The 13,815-nt window shown below is 51.5% G+C and carries 14 protein-coding genes; 4 read left to right on the forward strand and 10 right to left on the reverse strand.

The window, feature by feature from the left end:
• Positions 1–9: 9 nt before the first annotated feature.
• On the forward strand, positions 10–1,458 hold the full coding sequence (thiI, locus tag FDX09_RS05965; protein WP_038638226.1) for a tRNA uracil 4-sulfurtransferase ThiI: 1,449 nt from the start codon (positions 10–12) through the stop codon (positions 1,456–1,458).
• 96 nt (positions 1,459–1,554) lie between these two features.
• Here thiI and yajL read toward each other — a convergent pair whose 3' ends face one another.
• Positions 1,555–2,145, reverse strand: a complete 591-nt coding sequence (yajL, locus tag FDX09_RS05975) for a protein deglycase YajL (RefSeq protein WP_121528679.1) — start codon at positions 2,143–2,145, stop codon at positions 1,555–1,557.
• The gene (panE, locus tag FDX09_RS05980; protein ID WP_121528680.1) at positions 2,108–3,019 is read right to left on the reverse strand and encodes a 2-dehydropantoate 2-reductase; all 912 of its coding nucleotides are present in this window, start codon (positions 3,017–3,019) and stop codon (positions 2,108–2,110) included. The genes yajL and panE overlap by 38 nt, the downstream gene beginning before the upstream one ends.
• A 174-nt stretch (positions 3,020–3,193) precedes the next feature.
• Between panE and FDX09_RS05985 the strand changes: the two genes are divergently transcribed.
• The gene (locus FDX09_RS05985) at positions 3,194–3,685 is read left to right on the forward strand and encodes a YajQ family cyclic di-GMP-binding protein (protein ID WP_038638234.1); all 492 of its coding nucleotides are present in this window, start codon (positions 3,194–3,196) and stop codon (positions 3,683–3,685) included.
• Positions 3,686–3,764: 79 nt separating this feature from the next.
• On the opposite strand, the gene FDX09_RS05990 is transcribed toward FDX09_RS05985, so the two are convergent.
• A complete protein-coding gene (locus tag FDX09_RS05990; RefSeq protein ID WP_137346923.1) occupies positions 3,765–5,129 on the reverse strand; it encodes an MFS transporter in 1,365 nt (454 codons plus the stop codon).
• A gap of 234 nt (positions 5,130–5,363) precedes the next feature.
• On the opposite strand from FDX09_RS05990, the gene FDX09_RS06000 reads away from it, so the two are divergent.
• Positions 5,364–5,738, forward strand: coding sequence for a DUF1493 family protein (locus FDX09_RS06000; protein ID WP_069323957.1), 375 nt, complete (start codon positions 5,364–5,366; stop codon positions 5,736–5,738).
• Positions 5,739–5,833: 95 nt separating this feature from the next.
• Here the strand turns inward: FDX09_RS06000 and cyoE are convergent, their stop codons facing one another.
• From cyoE to FDX09_RS06035, 7 genes are all read right to left on the reverse strand, one after another.
• Positions 5,834–6,724 carry a heme o synthase gene (cyoE, locus tag FDX09_RS06005; RefSeq protein ID WP_003831005.1) on the reverse strand — a complete coding sequence of 297 codons (891 nt, stop codon included), beginning with the start codon at positions 6,722–6,724 and terminating at the stop codon, positions 5,834–5,836.
• An 11-nt stretch (positions 6,725–6,735) separates the two neighbouring features.
• A complete protein-coding gene (locus tag FDX09_RS06010; RefSeq protein WP_003831006.1) occupies positions 6,736–7,065 on the reverse strand; it encodes a cytochrome o ubiquinol oxidase subunit IV in 330 nt (109 codons plus the stop codon).
• A complete protein-coding gene (locus FDX09_RS06015; RefSeq protein ID WP_003831007.1) occupies positions 7,065–7,679 on the reverse strand; it encodes a cytochrome o ubiquinol oxidase subunit III in 615 nt (204 codons plus the stop codon). The genes FDX09_RS06010 and FDX09_RS06015 overlap by 1 nt, the downstream gene beginning before the upstream one ends.
• Positions 7,669–9,660, reverse strand: coding sequence for a cytochrome o ubiquinol oxidase subunit I (cyoB, locus tag FDX09_RS06020; RefSeq protein ID WP_038638255.1), 1,992 nt, complete (start codon positions 9,658–9,660; stop codon positions 7,669–7,671). The genes FDX09_RS06015 and cyoB overlap by 11 nt, the downstream gene beginning before the upstream one ends.
• Before the next feature lie 10 nt (positions 9,661–9,670).
• Positions 9,671–10,627, reverse strand: coding sequence for a cytochrome o ubiquinol oxidase subunit II (cyoA, locus tag FDX09_RS06025; protein WP_085047638.1), 957 nt, complete (start codon positions 10,625–10,627; stop codon positions 9,671–9,673).
• Between the two features lie 460 nt (positions 10,628–11,087).
• Positions 11,088–12,563: a muropeptide MFS transporter AmpG gene (gene ampG, locus FDX09_RS06030; RefSeq protein ID WP_069323958.1), complete on the reverse strand. Its 1,476-nt coding sequence runs from the start codon at positions 12,561–12,563 to the stop codon at positions 11,088–11,090.
• Positions 12,564–12,607: 44 nt separating this feature from the next.
• Complete coding sequence (locus FDX09_RS06035) at positions 12,608–13,186, reverse strand: lipoprotein (RefSeq protein ID WP_003021617.1); 579 nt, start codon at positions 13,184–13,186, stop codon at positions 12,608–12,610.
• Positions 13,187–13,492: 306 nt separating this feature from the next.
• Here FDX09_RS06035 and bolA point away from each other — a divergent pair, with 306 nt between their 5' ends.
• Positions 13,493–13,810 (forward strand): transcriptional regulator BolA, encoded by a 318-nt coding sequence (gene bolA, locus FDX09_RS06040; RefSeq protein ID WP_038638264.1) that lies wholly within the window; start codon positions 13,493–13,495, stop codon positions 13,808–13,810.
• Positions 13,811–13,815 lie beyond the last annotated feature (5 nt).

Genomic DNA, 13,815 nt, shown 5'->3' on the forward strand with positions numbered 1-13,815 from the left:
ATTGCCGCCATGAAGTTTATCATTAAATTGTTCCCAGAAATCACCATCAAAAGCCAATCTGTGCGTTTGCGCTTTATAAAAATTCTGACAGGGAACATTCGTAACGTTTTAAAGCACTACGATGAAGACCTTGCCGTTGTCCGTCACTGGGATCACGTTGAGGTTCGCGCTAAAGATGAAAGCCAGCGTCTGGATATTCGCGACGCGCTGACCCGTATTCCGGGTATCCACCATATTCTCGAAGTAGAAGACGTGCCGTTTACCGACATGCACGATATTTTCGAGAAAGCGCTGGTGCAGTATCGCGATCAACTGGAAGGAAAAACCTTCTGTGTACGCGTTAAGCGTCGCGGTAAGCATGAGTTTAGCTCCATTGAGGTGGAACGTTATGTTGGCGGCGGGTTGAACCAGCATATTGAATCCGCGCGCGTGAAGCTGACGAAACCGGACGTGACGGTGAATCTTGAAATCGAAAATGACCGTCTGCTGCTGGTTAAAGGCCGCTATGAAGGTATTGGCGGTTTCCCGATTGGTACGCAGGAAGACGTCCTGTCGCTGATCTCCGGTGGTTTCGACTCCGGCGTATCGAGTTACATGCTGATGCGTCGTGGCTGCCGCGTACACTATTGCTTCTTTAACCTCGGCGGCGCTGCGCATGAAATTGGCGTTCGTCAGGTGGCGCATTATCTGTGGAACCGCTACGGTAGCTCGCATCGCGTACGTTTTGTCGCGATCAACTTTGAGCCGGTGGTGGGCGAGATCCTGGAGAAAGTCGACGACGGTCAGATGGGCGTGGTCCTTAAACGTATGATGGTACGAGCGGCATCGAAAGTCGCTGAGCGCTACGGCGTACAGGCACTGGTAACCGGTGAAGCGCTGGGCCAGGTGTCCAGCCAGACGCTGACCAACCTGCGCCTGATTGATAACGTTTCGGATACCCTGATCCTGCGCCCGCTTATCTCCCATGATAAAGAACACATCATCAACCTGGCGCGTGAAATTGGTACCGAGGACTTTGCGCGTACCATGCCGGAATACTGCGGCGTAATTTCAAAAAGCCCAACGGTGAAGGCGATTAAAGCGAAGATTGAGGCCGAAGAAGAAAACTTCGATTTCTCTATCCTCGATAAAGTGGTCGAAGAAGCGAACAATATCGATATTCGCGATATCGCCCAGCAGACTCAGCAGACCGTGGTGGAAGTGGAAACCGTGAGTGGTTTCGGCTCAAACGACGTGATTCTGGATATCCGTTCTGTGGATGAACAGGATGACAAGCCGCTGAAGGTGGAAGGTGTGGACGTGGTTTCACTGCCGTTCTACAAGCTGAGCACCAAATTCGGCGATTTAGACCAGAGTAAAACCTGGCTGCTGTGGTGTGAACGCGGCGTGATGAGCCGCCTGCAGGCGCTGTATCTGCGCGAGCAGGGCTTTGAAAACGTGAAGGTGTATCGCCCGTAGTTCCTTTGCCGGATGGCGCTGCCGCTTATCCGGTCTACAGACTGTACCGTTTTGTAGGCCGGATAAGGTGTTTACGCCGCCATCCGGCAATCATTCTTATTCGTAGTAGTTATAAATTCCCGCAGCAATTACCAGTTGTGACGCCACTTCATGAGCCTTTTCGCGGCTTACCAGTAGATCAATGATTTTTAAACCAAAATCAATGGATGTTCCCGGACCCTGGCTGGTTAACAGGTTAACGCGCGGATCCCAGACGACACGCTTGTCTTGCCATTGTTCTGCGGGAATTTTGTCCTTCAACGCCGGGAAACCCGTCATATTTCCGATGGGGAAGATATCGTGCGGGACAAGTACGGCGGCGGCAGCGGCGCAAATTGCTGCGACAATACGCCCGGAGCGATGAAACTGCTTCACGGTTTCGACAAGCAGAGGGCTATCGCGAAAACACTCCGCGCCTTTAATACCGCCAGGCAATACGATGATGTCGAAATCGCCGTCAGCCACTTCAACCAACGGTGCGTCAGCCAGCAGCTTCACTCCGCGTGAGCACACAATCGTCAGGTCGCCATCGCTGGCGACGCTTGCTGTAGTGACCTTAATTCCGCCGCGAACCAGCAGATCGATAGTCGTGACCGCTTCGGTCTCTTCACTACCAGGGGCGAGACAAACCAGTGCTTGAGCGCTCATACTCACTTTCCTTTCTCTTTACCATTTCAAACAGGTGGGCATTTTCCGGGACGGCGATGCCGTGCGCGCGGGCGCGTTTTAACAGGTAACCGGTAATATAGTCGATCTCTGTATGGCGCATGGCACGAATATCCTGCAGCATTGATGAGATATTTTCCGCCGTACTATCAATGACTTGATCGACATAATAGCGTAAATCATCCGCTGATGTGTGGTGGCCTTCGCGTTCAATAACCGCTGCTACTTCCTCACAGATTAGCGCTATTTTTTCCGGATGCTGACGCAGTTCGCCGTTTGGGCAGTCCCAGAGCGCCGTCAGAGGATTAATGACGCAGTTCACCGCCAGTTTGCGCCACAGTTCGGCACGAATATTATTGTGCCAGGCGACATCCGGTAGTACTTCTTGCAGTGTTTCAGCCAGATAGCTGAAATCACCGTCCTGCTCACGCGCCGGACCGATGCGCGTTGTGCCCTGAGCGACATGAATGATGACATTTCCGTCGCGACGTGCTGCGTGGGTGGTGGTGCCCATCAGCAGAGGCTGTTTAATGTTTTGCAGCTCTTCAATCGTCCCCATACCGTTGTGAATCAGCAAAATTGGGGTAGTTTCAGGCAGAATTGCGGCCAGACCTTTTACCGCATCGGAAACCTGCCAGGCTTTAAGTGTAACCAGCAACAGGTCGCTTTTTGCCAAAAAGTCGGGGTCGTTTGCCGTCAGGGATTCATTAAAAACCGATCCATCCGTGTCGATCAGGTTCACGCTGCAGTAGGGCTGTGGCACGCGTAGCCACCCTTGCACCTCATGTCCATGTTTGCACAGCGTGGTAAGCCACAGCTGTCCTAACGCTCCACATCCCAGTACGGTAATTTTCATTCTTCCTCCTCACCTGCAACAGCACCAGGTGTTAATCCATATCGGCCGTACCCCTTTATTGTTCGCAGGTATCAGTTCTGCGTACAATTAAAGGATACAGCCTAGTATAGCGCTGTCTGTTGAGTAACTTTGCAGGTATTATGCTTCGCATCAAAAATGAAGGGAGAGGAAAAGATGCCATCTTTCGATATTGTCTCTGAAGTTGATCTTCAGGAAGCCCGTAACGCGGTAGAAAACGCCAGCCGCGAAGTAGAGTCACGCTTTGATTTTCGTGGTGTTGAAGCGACTTTTGAGCTGAATGAGTCAAATAAGACGATTAAGGTGCTGAGCGAGTCAGATTTCCAGGTCAATCAACTGCTGGATATTTTACGTGCCAAGCTGCTGAAACGCGGGATTGAAGGCACGTCGCTGGACGTACCGGAAACCTTCGTGCACAGCGGTAAAACCTGGTTTGTGGAAGCGAAGCTGAAGCAGGGTATTGAAAGCGCGGTGCAAAAGAAAATCGTTAAGCTGATTAAAGACAGCAAGCTGAAAGTGCAGGCGCAGATTCAGGGCGAAGAAATCCGTGTAACCGGCAAGGCGCGTGACGACCTACAATCTGTTATGGCGTTGGTTCGCGGCGGCGACCTCGGCCAGCCGTTCCAGTTTAAGAACTTCCGCGATTAAGTCGTAATGCCCGCTTATCCGGCCTACAGGTAGCACACGCTATTTGTCGGCCGGATAAGACGTCGCCATCCTGCAATCTTCACGCCTGGCTGATGACCTGCTCAACCTCAAATCGATTGGTCACTTTGCTGTCGATTTTTACGTAGGCCGAATGTTCTTGCGCCACAATTAACACTTCGCTTATCCCTTCTTTAGCCAGCAGACGCTGCTTCAGGGTGTCATCCGCGGCAATCTCCGGTGGGATTTCCACGCGCAGGCTGCTAACGTACGGCGGTTCTTTCATTGTGCTGGCCACCAACAACCACACTGCCGCCAGAAGCGCGCCGGCCAGGAATACCGCCTGCCCATCAAACATGTCGACAACCCAACCGCCCAGCGAACCGCCAATCGCCACGCCAAGAAACTGGCTGGTGGAGTAAACGCCCATCGCCGTACCTTTATAGCCAGCCGGAGACTCTTTACTGATAAGCGAGGGGAGGAGGGCTTCCATCAGGTTGAAGGCGAGGAAGAATATCTGCACGCCCGCAATCAGCCCCCAGAAACGAATGTTTGCGCTCCACAATACAATTTCGGCAACAAGAATCAGTAACACGCAGGCGAGGAACACGCGTTTCATCCGGCGTTTCACTTCGGCGTAAATGATGAACGGCACCACGGAAACGAAGGACAGCAGCATCGTCACCAGATAAATTTTCCAGTGTTCGGCTGCGGGGAAACCCGCTTTCGCCAACTGACCTGGCAAGGCGACGAAAGTGGACATCAGTAAAATGTGCAGACACATGATGCCGAAGTTGAGCTTCAGCAGTTTTGGCTCCGCCAGTACTTTGCTGAAGCTACCTTTTACCATGCCTGATTCGCGGTTCAGTACGTGGGTCGTGCTATTGGGAACGACCCAAATGGTCAGCACGATACCTGTGGTAGCAAGGCCCGCGATCATCCAGAACAGCGCGTGTAGCCCTAGCGCGTGGGTAACGATCGGCCCCAATACCATCGCAATGGCGAAGGTGATACCAAAGCTGACGCCGATAAACGCCATTGCTTTGGTTCGGTTTTGCTCGCGAGTTAAGTCGGACAATAGCGCCATTACGGCGGCGGCAATCGCGCCAGAGCCTTGCAGAGCTCGACCAAGAATAATTCCCCAGATTGAATCTGAGAGGGCGGCAATCACGCTGCCGAAAACGAATACCGCCAGTCCGCCGACAATAAGCGGCTTACGACCGATGCGGTCTGACAGCAGACCAAAGGGGATCTGGAAGATGGCTTGCGCCAGGCCATAAATACCGATAGCAAGTCCGATCAAGGCTTCGCTGGCACCCTGTAGCGCCATACCGTACGTGGTCAGAACCGGCAGGACCATAAACATGCCAAGCATGCGCAACGAAAATACGGTCCCTAAACCCCAGGTGGCGCGCAACTCACCGGGCGTCATTTTGTAATCGTTCATTCCCACCTCTGTATTAATTTCGCGCCTAGTGTAAAGCGGGGAAGGGGTGGGGTAAACCTCTACGATATGTGGAATTGTGTAGCGGTATAACTGAAATAATTACCTATGTAACTAATTTACTTGCGATAATTACAGGTGTAGTGTTTTTGTGGTTGGTTCCAATGGAAAGAGGGAAAAGGAAATGGTATTTCGTGATAAATATGACCAATTGATTCAGGATGATGACTATATGCAATGGACATCATTCTAATGAGTATTCAAGACGATGTGTTAAAGCTTTTCAGGGAAGAAATACCCGGGTATTTGGATGAAAACTGGAAAGAGGTTCCTTTAGAACTCGACTCAGAACTATTTGATGTCCCCGGTGATGACCTCCACAGTGCTCTGACTCGATATGAGAAAGAGTTTAAAGTCGATTTATCATGTGTGAACTGGAAACCGTATTATCCGTGGCACAATTTGCCACTCTTCACGAGATGGTTCAAAGCTAACCGGGAAGAAATCGAAGCAACACGCATACCGTTAACCGTAAGGATGTTTGCCGAGTCGGCTGAAGCGGGAAAATGGTTGTTTGAAATATGGACGGATAATAAACAGGAAGATGCCTGATGGGGTTACGTTTATCCGGCCTACAAGCCATGTGCTTTTTTGTAGGCCGGATAAGGCGTCAGCCGCCATCCGGCATAGAAGATGTGACGATTAACTTACCAGACGTAAGTCAGTAGGTTCTGCGAGTTTGGCACCATAAAGTCGACGGACATCATCACGCTGAGCGCGGTAATGGCTATGATGGAGAAACCGAACAGCTTGCGCGCCCAGACTCTGTCATCTTCCACTTTATAACCGCGCAGCGCCATGCCCAACCACCAGACGCTCACCGCCGCCGCAACAATCAGGTATTTATAACCTGCATAGCCGCCCAGGGTTAGCATCAGCGTGGCGATAGCAAATGCCACGATATACAGCGTGATATGGTTCTTCGCGACCGAAATGCCTTTTACCACTGGCAGTACAGGGATGTTGGCAGCCTGATAATCCTTGAAGCGGAAAATCGCAATCGCGTAAGAGTGCGGCATTTGCCACAGGCTGAAGATAGCCAGCAGAATCAGCGCACCGCTATCGAACTCACCGGTTACGGCGCAGTAGCCAATCACCGGCGGCGCAGCGCCGGAGAGTGAGCCAATCAGCGTACCGTAAACGGAATGGCGCTTCATATACAGGCTATAGACGCCCACGTATACCACGAAGCCCATCACCCCCAGCCAGCAGGCCAGAGGGTTGGCGCCAAACCACAGCAGCATAAAGCCAGCAATACCCAGCAAGGTGGCGTATACCAGCGAGACGGCAGGAGAAATCAGACCTTTAACCAGCACGCGGTTTTTGGTCCTCTCCATCTTCCTGTCGATATCCCTGTCGATATAGTTGTTAAATACACAACCCGACGCCACAACCAGTGACACCCCAACCAGCGTGTAGATAAACAGGGGATAGTCGATGCTGCCTTTCGAGGCCAGCAGGAACCCCCCAATCACCGAGATCAGGTTGCCAAAGATGATGCCTGGTTTCGTAACTTGCAGGTATTGCTTAAACATCATAATCGCCGCTCTTAGTGCATCATCATGTTGTAGTTAAGGTTCCACATAATCCAGATGGAGCCCACAACCAGAATGGCGATGATTAGCACAGTAAAGACAAAGGCCGTCATGTTCCAACCTTCATCAGATTTGCTATTCATGTGCAGGAAGCACACCAGGTGCACCAGAATCTGTACCACGGCCATTGCCAGAATAGTTCCCAGAATGACGGCCGGAGAGGCAGAACCTGTCATCACCATCCAGAACGGAATGACCGTCAGGATGATCGACAGGATAAAACCTGTCATGTAGGTTTTTACGCTGCCATGGGATGCGCCGCCGCTCTCGTTAGAATGACTCATTACATCGCCCCCATCAGATAAACAACAGTGAACACACAGATCCACACCACATCCAGGAAGTGCCAGAACAGGCTCAGGCACATGATGCGGGTACGGTTAGTACTGGTCAGGCCGCGACGGGCAACTTGCACCATCAGCACCGCCATCCAGATAAGACCGGAGGTGACGTGCAGACCGTGCGTGCCGACCAGCGCGAAGAACGCAGACAGGAAGCCGCTGCGATCCGGGCCCATACCGTTAACAATCAGGTGATGGAATTCATAGAGTTCCATCCCGATGAATCCGGCACCGAACAAGAAAGTCAACGCCAGCCAGGAGATGACCTGGCTCTTGTTGTTCTTATACATGGCGATCGCCGCCATGCCGTAAGTAATGGAGCTAAATAACAGCAGGAATGTTTCAACCAGAACGAACGGCAGTTCAAAAATGTCCTTACCTGTCGGGCCACCTGCGGTGCCGTTCACCAGAACGGCATAGGTTGCAAACAGAATTGAGAACAGAATGCAGTCGCTCATCAGGTAGACCCAGAATCCGAAGATCTTGGTCTGGCCTGCATCGTGGTGCCCGTGTTCGTGCGCGTGGGCAGTCGCGTGCGTTAAAGTATCAGTTGCCATTTTTCAGCCCTGCCTTAGTAATCTCATCGAAATGCTGGTTTTCCAGTTTTTCGACTTCCGGGACCGGCACGTAGTAATCCACGTCTTCATCAAAGCTTTTCACAATCCAGCTAATGATCATGCCTGCGAAGCTTGCAATCGCCAGCCACCAGATATGCCAGATCATGGCGAAACCAAACAGTGTTGCGAAGGCGGTAATGACGATACCGGCACCGCTGTTCTTCGGCATATGAATCTCTTCATAGTGCGTAGGCTGCTTGTACGCTTCACCTTTTTCTTTCATTTCCCAGAACGCATCACGCTCGTGAACGTGCGGCACAACGGCAAAGTTATAGAATGGAGGCGGGGAAGAGGTTGCCCACTCCAGCGTACGACCACCCCATGGGTCACCGGTCAGGTCACGGTTCTGCTCGCGGTCGCGAATAGACACGTACATCTGAATGAACTGGCACAGGATACCCAGTGCAATCAGCGCGGCGCCACAGGCGGCAACAACCAGCATCGGATGGAACTGCGGGTCAATCTGCTGGCTGAGGCGACGGGTCATACCCATAAAGCCCAGCACGTACAGCGGCATAAATGCCACGAAGAAGCCGATGATCCAGAACCAGAATGCGCGTTTACCCCAGGTTTCGTTCAGCGTGAAGCCAAACGCTTTTGGCCACCAGTAGGTCATACCCGCGAAGCAACCAAATACCACGCCGCCGATAATAACGTTATGGAAGTGCGCAATCAGGAACAGGCTGTTGTGCAGTACGAAGTCCGCACCCGGAACCGCCAGCAGTACGCCGGTCATGCCGCCGACTGAGAAGGTGACGATAAAGCCAATCGTCCACAGCATTGCTGAGTGGAATACAATACGGCCCTGATACATGGTGAACAGCCAGTTGAAGATCTTCACCCCGGTCGGGATGGCGATAATCATGGTGGTAATACCGAAGAAGGCGTTTACGTTTGCGCCGGCACCCATGGTGAAGAAGTGGTGCAGCCAAACAATGAACGACAGAACGGTGATACACACGGTTGCCCACACCAGCGAGGTGTAACCAAACAGACGCTTACGCGAGAAGGTTGCTGCGACTTCGGAGAATACCCCGAATACTGGCAGGATCAGAATGTACACTTCCGGATGGCCCCAGGCCCAAATCAGGTTGATGTACATCATCATGTTGCCGCCCATATCGTTGGTAAAGAAATGGGTGCCCAGATAGCGATCCAGGGTCAGCAACGCGACGGTAACCGTCAGAATTGGGAACGAAGCGATAATCAGGATGTTCGCGCACAGAGATGCCCAGCTAAATACCGGCATCTTGAACATGGTCATTCCTGGCGCACGCATCTTAATGATGGTCACAAAGAAGTTGATACCGGTCAGGGTTGTACCAATACCGGACAACTGGACGGCCCATATCCAATAATCGACCCCGACGCTTGGACTGTACTCTATCCCCGAAAGAGGCGGATACGCCAGCCAACCGGTCTGCGCGAATTCACCGACGCCCAGAGACAGGTTAACCAGGATTACGCCAACAACGGTGAACCAGAAGCTCAGGTTGTTCAGGAACGGGAATGCAACGTCACGTGCGCCAATCTGTAGTGGAACCACCAGGTTCATCAGACCGATAACAAATGGCATTGCCACGAAGAAGATCATAATCACGCCGTGAGCCGTGAAGATCTGGTCGTAGTGATGAGGTGGCAGGAAACCCGCTTCACCTGCAGAAGCCAGCGCTTGCTGACTACGCATCATGACGGCATCGGCAAAGCCACGAATCAACATCACGATTGCGACGATGACATACATGATGCCAAGGCGTTTGTGGTCAACCGAAGTTAGCCACTCTTTCCACAGGTAGGTCCACTTACCGAAGTAAGTGATAAGGCCGAGTAAGGCCGCACCACCGATGATAATGGCAGCGATCGTAACCATGACGATTGGTTCATGGAACGGAACTGCATCAAGTGTCAATTTTCCGAACATCGTATTCTTCTCAACCCCTTGAGTTGGCGGATTCCGCGTGGCTCATGTCCATGCCTTCCATACCTTCATGTGCGCTGTGCTCACCTTCTGGTTGGGTCATGTCCATGCTCTTACCGTGAGCCATAAATTTGTTAATAACATCTTTAAACAAATCAGGTTTCACGTTGGAGAAGTATTCCACCTGGTTGTATTCGCTTGGCACAGCCACTTTTTCGAACGCAGCCATGTCGCTCATGGTGTTCGGAGACTGCTTAGCTTTAGCAACCCATTGGTCGAATTCGGCGCGGTCCTTTGTAGCAATAGCCTTGAATTTCATACCGGAGAAGCCTGGTCCGCTATAGCTTGCGGAGATACCATCATAAGTACCGACTTCATTGGCGATCAGATGCAGTCGAGTCTGCATACCGGCCATGGCATAAATCTGGCTACCCAGACGCGGGATAAAGAAGGAGTTCATCACGGAGTTGGACGTCACTTTGAATTCGACCGGAGTATTCGCCGGGAAGGCGATTTCATTCACGGTAGCGATACCCTGTTCCGGATAGATGAAGAACCATTTCCAGTCCATGGAAACCACTTCGATGGTAATGGGCTTCTCGTCATGCGCCAGCGGTTTGCTTGGCTCAAGAGCGTGAGTGGTTTTCCAGGTCAGCACGGCAAGGAAAATGATGATTAAGATCGGCACCGTCCAGACCACAGCTTCCACTTTATTGGAGTGTGACCAGTTCGGGCTGTACTTCGCATCTTTATTGCTTGCACGATACTTCCAGGCAAAACCAACAGCCATCAAGATGGCAGGAATAACGACGATCAACATCAGGCCAAATGCCGTCAGTATCAATGACCGTTGTTCCAGTCCAATCTGTCCTTTAGGGTCAAGCAGCGCAGAATTACAGCCACTGAGCAACGCAGTGCCTGCAATTAATGACAACCATCCCAAACTTTTATTGTATTTCCTGAGTCTCATTTAACGACCTCAATTCCACGGGACCGGGTGGCGTTTAAAGTGTGAGGTCATTTTACGGGAAGGTTACATTACTGTAAACATCATTGGATCTGTGTTACCGGGTTCTGCCGAGCGTGTCACATATGTTGCAATATATGTCGGGTTGGCTTTAAGAACCTGTTGCAACATCACGTTATAACGAAAGCAGGCAGGTGAGGGACGTGCGGAGGGCAATTGGTATAACCAATACCAAAATAAAACAATTAATTAACAATTAATTATCAATAAAAAGACAATTACAAAACAAAAAATAAATTTTTCATGGCTGAATCGAGTAAGGAAAATAGCATGTATAAAAGGCGTCAATAATTTCCAAATTCTATGGCGCACAAAATAACAAATAATATTTTTTATCAGTTGTTGTTTATTTAGCCGTTATAATTACGCAGGGTGATTACAACGGCTTAATTAATGTGAAAAATCACGCCAGACGGGTTTTACGCAACGCAAGATAATCCAGCAATCCGCCGAATACCACTCCGCAGACAGCGACCACCACCGAGATTTCAAGCAGTTCCGGCAGGAAGGAGAAGTTGGTGTAGTCCAGTGCGTTAAGGGTCAGCAACAATAGCCAAACTGCCAGCAAACAGCACCCCGCGACCAGCGTCATTAATGCCAGACCGTACGCGCCCCGAAATTCCGTGCGCGGAATAAAGCTCTCATTTTGCCAGCTATGTTCCAGCGTCTGGCGACAAACCAGCAGCAGGAGGAGTCCAGGCAGCGCGGCAAACACGGAGAACAGATAAAACGTGGGCCACCCGTGCGCTTCGACAAACCAACCCGCTACCGGACCTACGTACACGCGGCCAACCGCTGAAAGCGCGGAGAGCAGGGCGAACTGGGTCGCTGAGAAGGACTTATTGCACAGCGTCATTAATAAGGCGACAAACGCCGCGGTGCCCATCCCGCCACACAGGTTTTCAAAGAAGACGGCGGCGGCCATACTGAACATGTGTTTGTCAGTGATGGACAGCAGCCAGTAACCTGCGTTTGATGCTCCTTGCAGAATACCGAAAATCAACAATGCGCGGAACAGCGAGAGGCGCTGCATCAGGATCCCGCCGTACAGTGCGCCAACAATGGTGGCCAGTAGCCCCAATGTCTTATTCACCACGCCGACTTCACCCGCATCAAATCCGACACCGCGGATTAAAAAGGTGGTGGTCAGACTCATGGCGAAGGCGTCACCGAGTTTATACAGCACGATGAGGAGCAGAATCAGCCAGGCATTGTTGCGGCCAAAAAAGTCTCGCAGCGGAGCCGCAACCGCCTGTTCCAGCGATTTAGGCACCGGAATAGCATCTGTTGGTTCTGGCGCTAACAGGGTGGCGATGATGCAAGGGATCAGCAGCGCCGCCATCAGCCAATACATTCCCTGCCAGCCGAGCCAGCGGTCGGCCATCCACAGGGCCAGTCCGCCGGAAACCAGCATCCCTAAACGGTAACCCAGTACGCTGATTGCCGCACCTGCGCCACGCTCTTCGGTGGGCAATACGTCGGTTTTCCAGGCGTCAAAGACGATATCCTGCGATGCCGAACAAAACGCGATCACCACCGCCAGCGCGGCCATCCAGCGTAGCTGCGTACCCGGCTCCAGAAAGCCCATCGCGGCGATAGAAATCAATAGCAGTAGCTGGGTCGCCAGTAGCCAACCGCGACGTCGGCCCAAAAACGGCGGCGTATAGCGGTCCATCAATGGAGACCAGAGGAACTTAAATACGTAGGCCTGGCCGACCAGAGAAAAGAAACCGATGGTTTTAAGATCGATATTTTCGACCGTCATCCACGCCTGGAGCGTACCGGATGTCAGTGCGAGCGGTAATCCGGAGGCGAACCCCAGAATGAGCAGGATAGCTGAACGTGGTTGCTGAAAAATACGTAAGTAATGACTGGACATGGGCTTCTATAGGCCCGACGAACGCCGGGCCATAAGGGCAGAAATTAACGAGCGTTCTGCTTGATGAAATCGTGAACGCTGGTGTCCTGAGACATATCAGCGATGGTGTCGGTCAGGACGCTGTTAACGGCATCAGCAATATTTTTGTTGGAGGCCTGCAGCGCGCCTTCAACAGAGTAGCTTGCGCGGTAGTTTTTGGTCATCTTGTTACCGTTCGCCGCGGTCGCAATAATAGCGATGTCTGCTTTGGTGGCGATGTTGTAACGCACGCTACCCTGAGACACGTCAGCATACAGCTGGCTAACAATGATTTGCAGGTTTACTGCGCCGTTCGGACCAATCATATAACCACGCGCGGTCATCTGTTTTTCCAGCACTTCTTGCAGCAGGAAACGCAGATCGCGGGAAGCGGTCAGGGTAACCAGCTGGTTGTCGCGGGTGACTTTTGCCAGCGCCTGATCCTGACGCTGGTCGGCGCCGTTGATACTCACGGTCACGCCCATCAGGCTCGGATCCTGCTGCGGCAGGGTAATTTTAGGTGAGACTTCAATGGTGGTAGGCGGCGTTGCGCATCCTGCCAACATAAACATCGCAACTAACGGGAAGAGGATTTTTTTAAACATGCCAGGGCTCTCAGCGAATCTAAATTGTGTGGTTAGAGAAAATTCCCGCCATCATAACATCGCCAACGATGAGGGGAAGTGGGTAACGCATGTAAATTCATTGTGTTGTCCTTTTTATGACTTTGTGGAGACCAGAAATGGACTTTTTGCAATAAACCAAAGAATGAAATGAGTGAACTTCATTCGTTTGGCTGAGAAAATCAGACAAGCGCTAATTTTTTGTTGCTAAGGTGTAATGAAAACGGTAAAAGCGGCTAGTATTTAAAGGGATGGGTGACATCTCAGCGTTGTCGGAGGAAAAATTTCATGATGATTCGTGAGCAAATAGAAGAAAAATTAAGGGCAGCGTTCCAACCCGTATTCCTCGAAGTTGTGGATGAAAGCTATCGTCACAATGTCCCGGCAGGTTCTGAAAGCCACTTTAAGGTTGTGCTGGTTAGCGATCGTTTTACAGGTGAACGTTTTCTTAATCGTCATCGGATGATTTACGGCACGTTAACGGCGGAACTCTCCACAACCGTACATGCGTTAGCCCTGCATACCTATACCATTAAGGAGTGGGAAGCGTTGCAGGACACGATCTTTGCGTCGCCCCCTTGTCGTGGAGCCGGGAGCATCGCGTAGAAAAA

The sequence above is a fragment of the Citrobacter sp. wls717 genome (assembly GCF_005280955.1).
Classification (GTDB): Bacteria; Pseudomonadota; Gammaproteobacteria; order Enterobacterales; family Enterobacteriaceae; genus Citrobacter; species Citrobacter werkmanii.

Bases quoted from the DNA above. Each gene is read 5' to 3' on its own strand.
- thiI (WP_038638226.1), top strand. From the start codon at position 10: ATGAAGTTTATCATTAAATTGTTCCCAGAAATCACCATCAAAAGCCAA.
- yajL (WP_121528679.1), bottom strand. From the start codon at position 2,145: ATGAGCGCTCAAGCACTGGTTTGTCTCGCCCCTGGTAGTGAAGAGACC.
- panE (WP_121528680.1), bottom strand. From the start codon at position 3,019: ATGAAAATTACCGTACTGGGATGTGGAGCGTTAGGACAGCTGTGGCTT.
- FDX09_RS05985 (WP_038638234.1), top strand. From the start codon at position 3,194: ATGCCATCTTTCGATATTGTCTCTGAAGTTGATCTTCAGGAAGCCCGT.
- FDX09_RS05990 (WP_137346923.1), bottom strand. From the start codon at position 5,129: ATGAACGATTACAAAATGACGCCCGGTGAGTTGCGCGCCACCTGGGGT.
- FDX09_RS06000 (WP_069323957.1), top strand. From the start codon at position 5,364: ATGGACATCATTCTAATGAGTATTCAAGACGATGTGTTAAAGCTTTTC.
- cyoE (WP_003831005.1), bottom strand. From the start codon at position 6,724: ATGATGTTTAAGCAATACCTGCAAGTTACGAAACCAGGCATCATCTTT.
- FDX09_RS06010 (WP_003831006.1), bottom strand. From the start codon at position 7,065: ATGAGTCATTCTAACGAGAGCGGCGGCGCATCCCATGGCAGCGTAAAA.
- FDX09_RS06015 (WP_003831007.1), bottom strand. From the start codon at position 7,679: ATGGCAACTGATACTTTAACGCACGCGACTGCCCACGCGCACGAACAC.
- cyoB (WP_038638255.1), bottom strand. From the start codon at position 9,660: ATGTTCGGAAAATTGACACTTGATGCAGTTCCGTTCCATGAACCAATC.
- cyoA (WP_085047638.1), bottom strand. From the start codon at position 10,627: ATGAGACTCAGGAAATACAATAAAAGTTTGGGATGGTTGTCATTAATT.
- ampG (WP_069323958.1), bottom strand. From the start codon at position 12,563: ATGTCCAGTCATTACTTACGTATTTTTCAGCAACCACGTTCAGCTATC.
- FDX09_RS06035 (WP_003021617.1), bottom strand. From the start codon at position 13,186: ATGTTTAAAAAAATCCTCTTCCCGTTAGTTGCGATGTTTATGTTGGCA.
- bolA (WP_038638264.1), top strand. From the start codon at position 13,493: ATGATGATTCGTGAGCAAATAGAAGAAAAATTAAGGGCAGCGTTCCAA.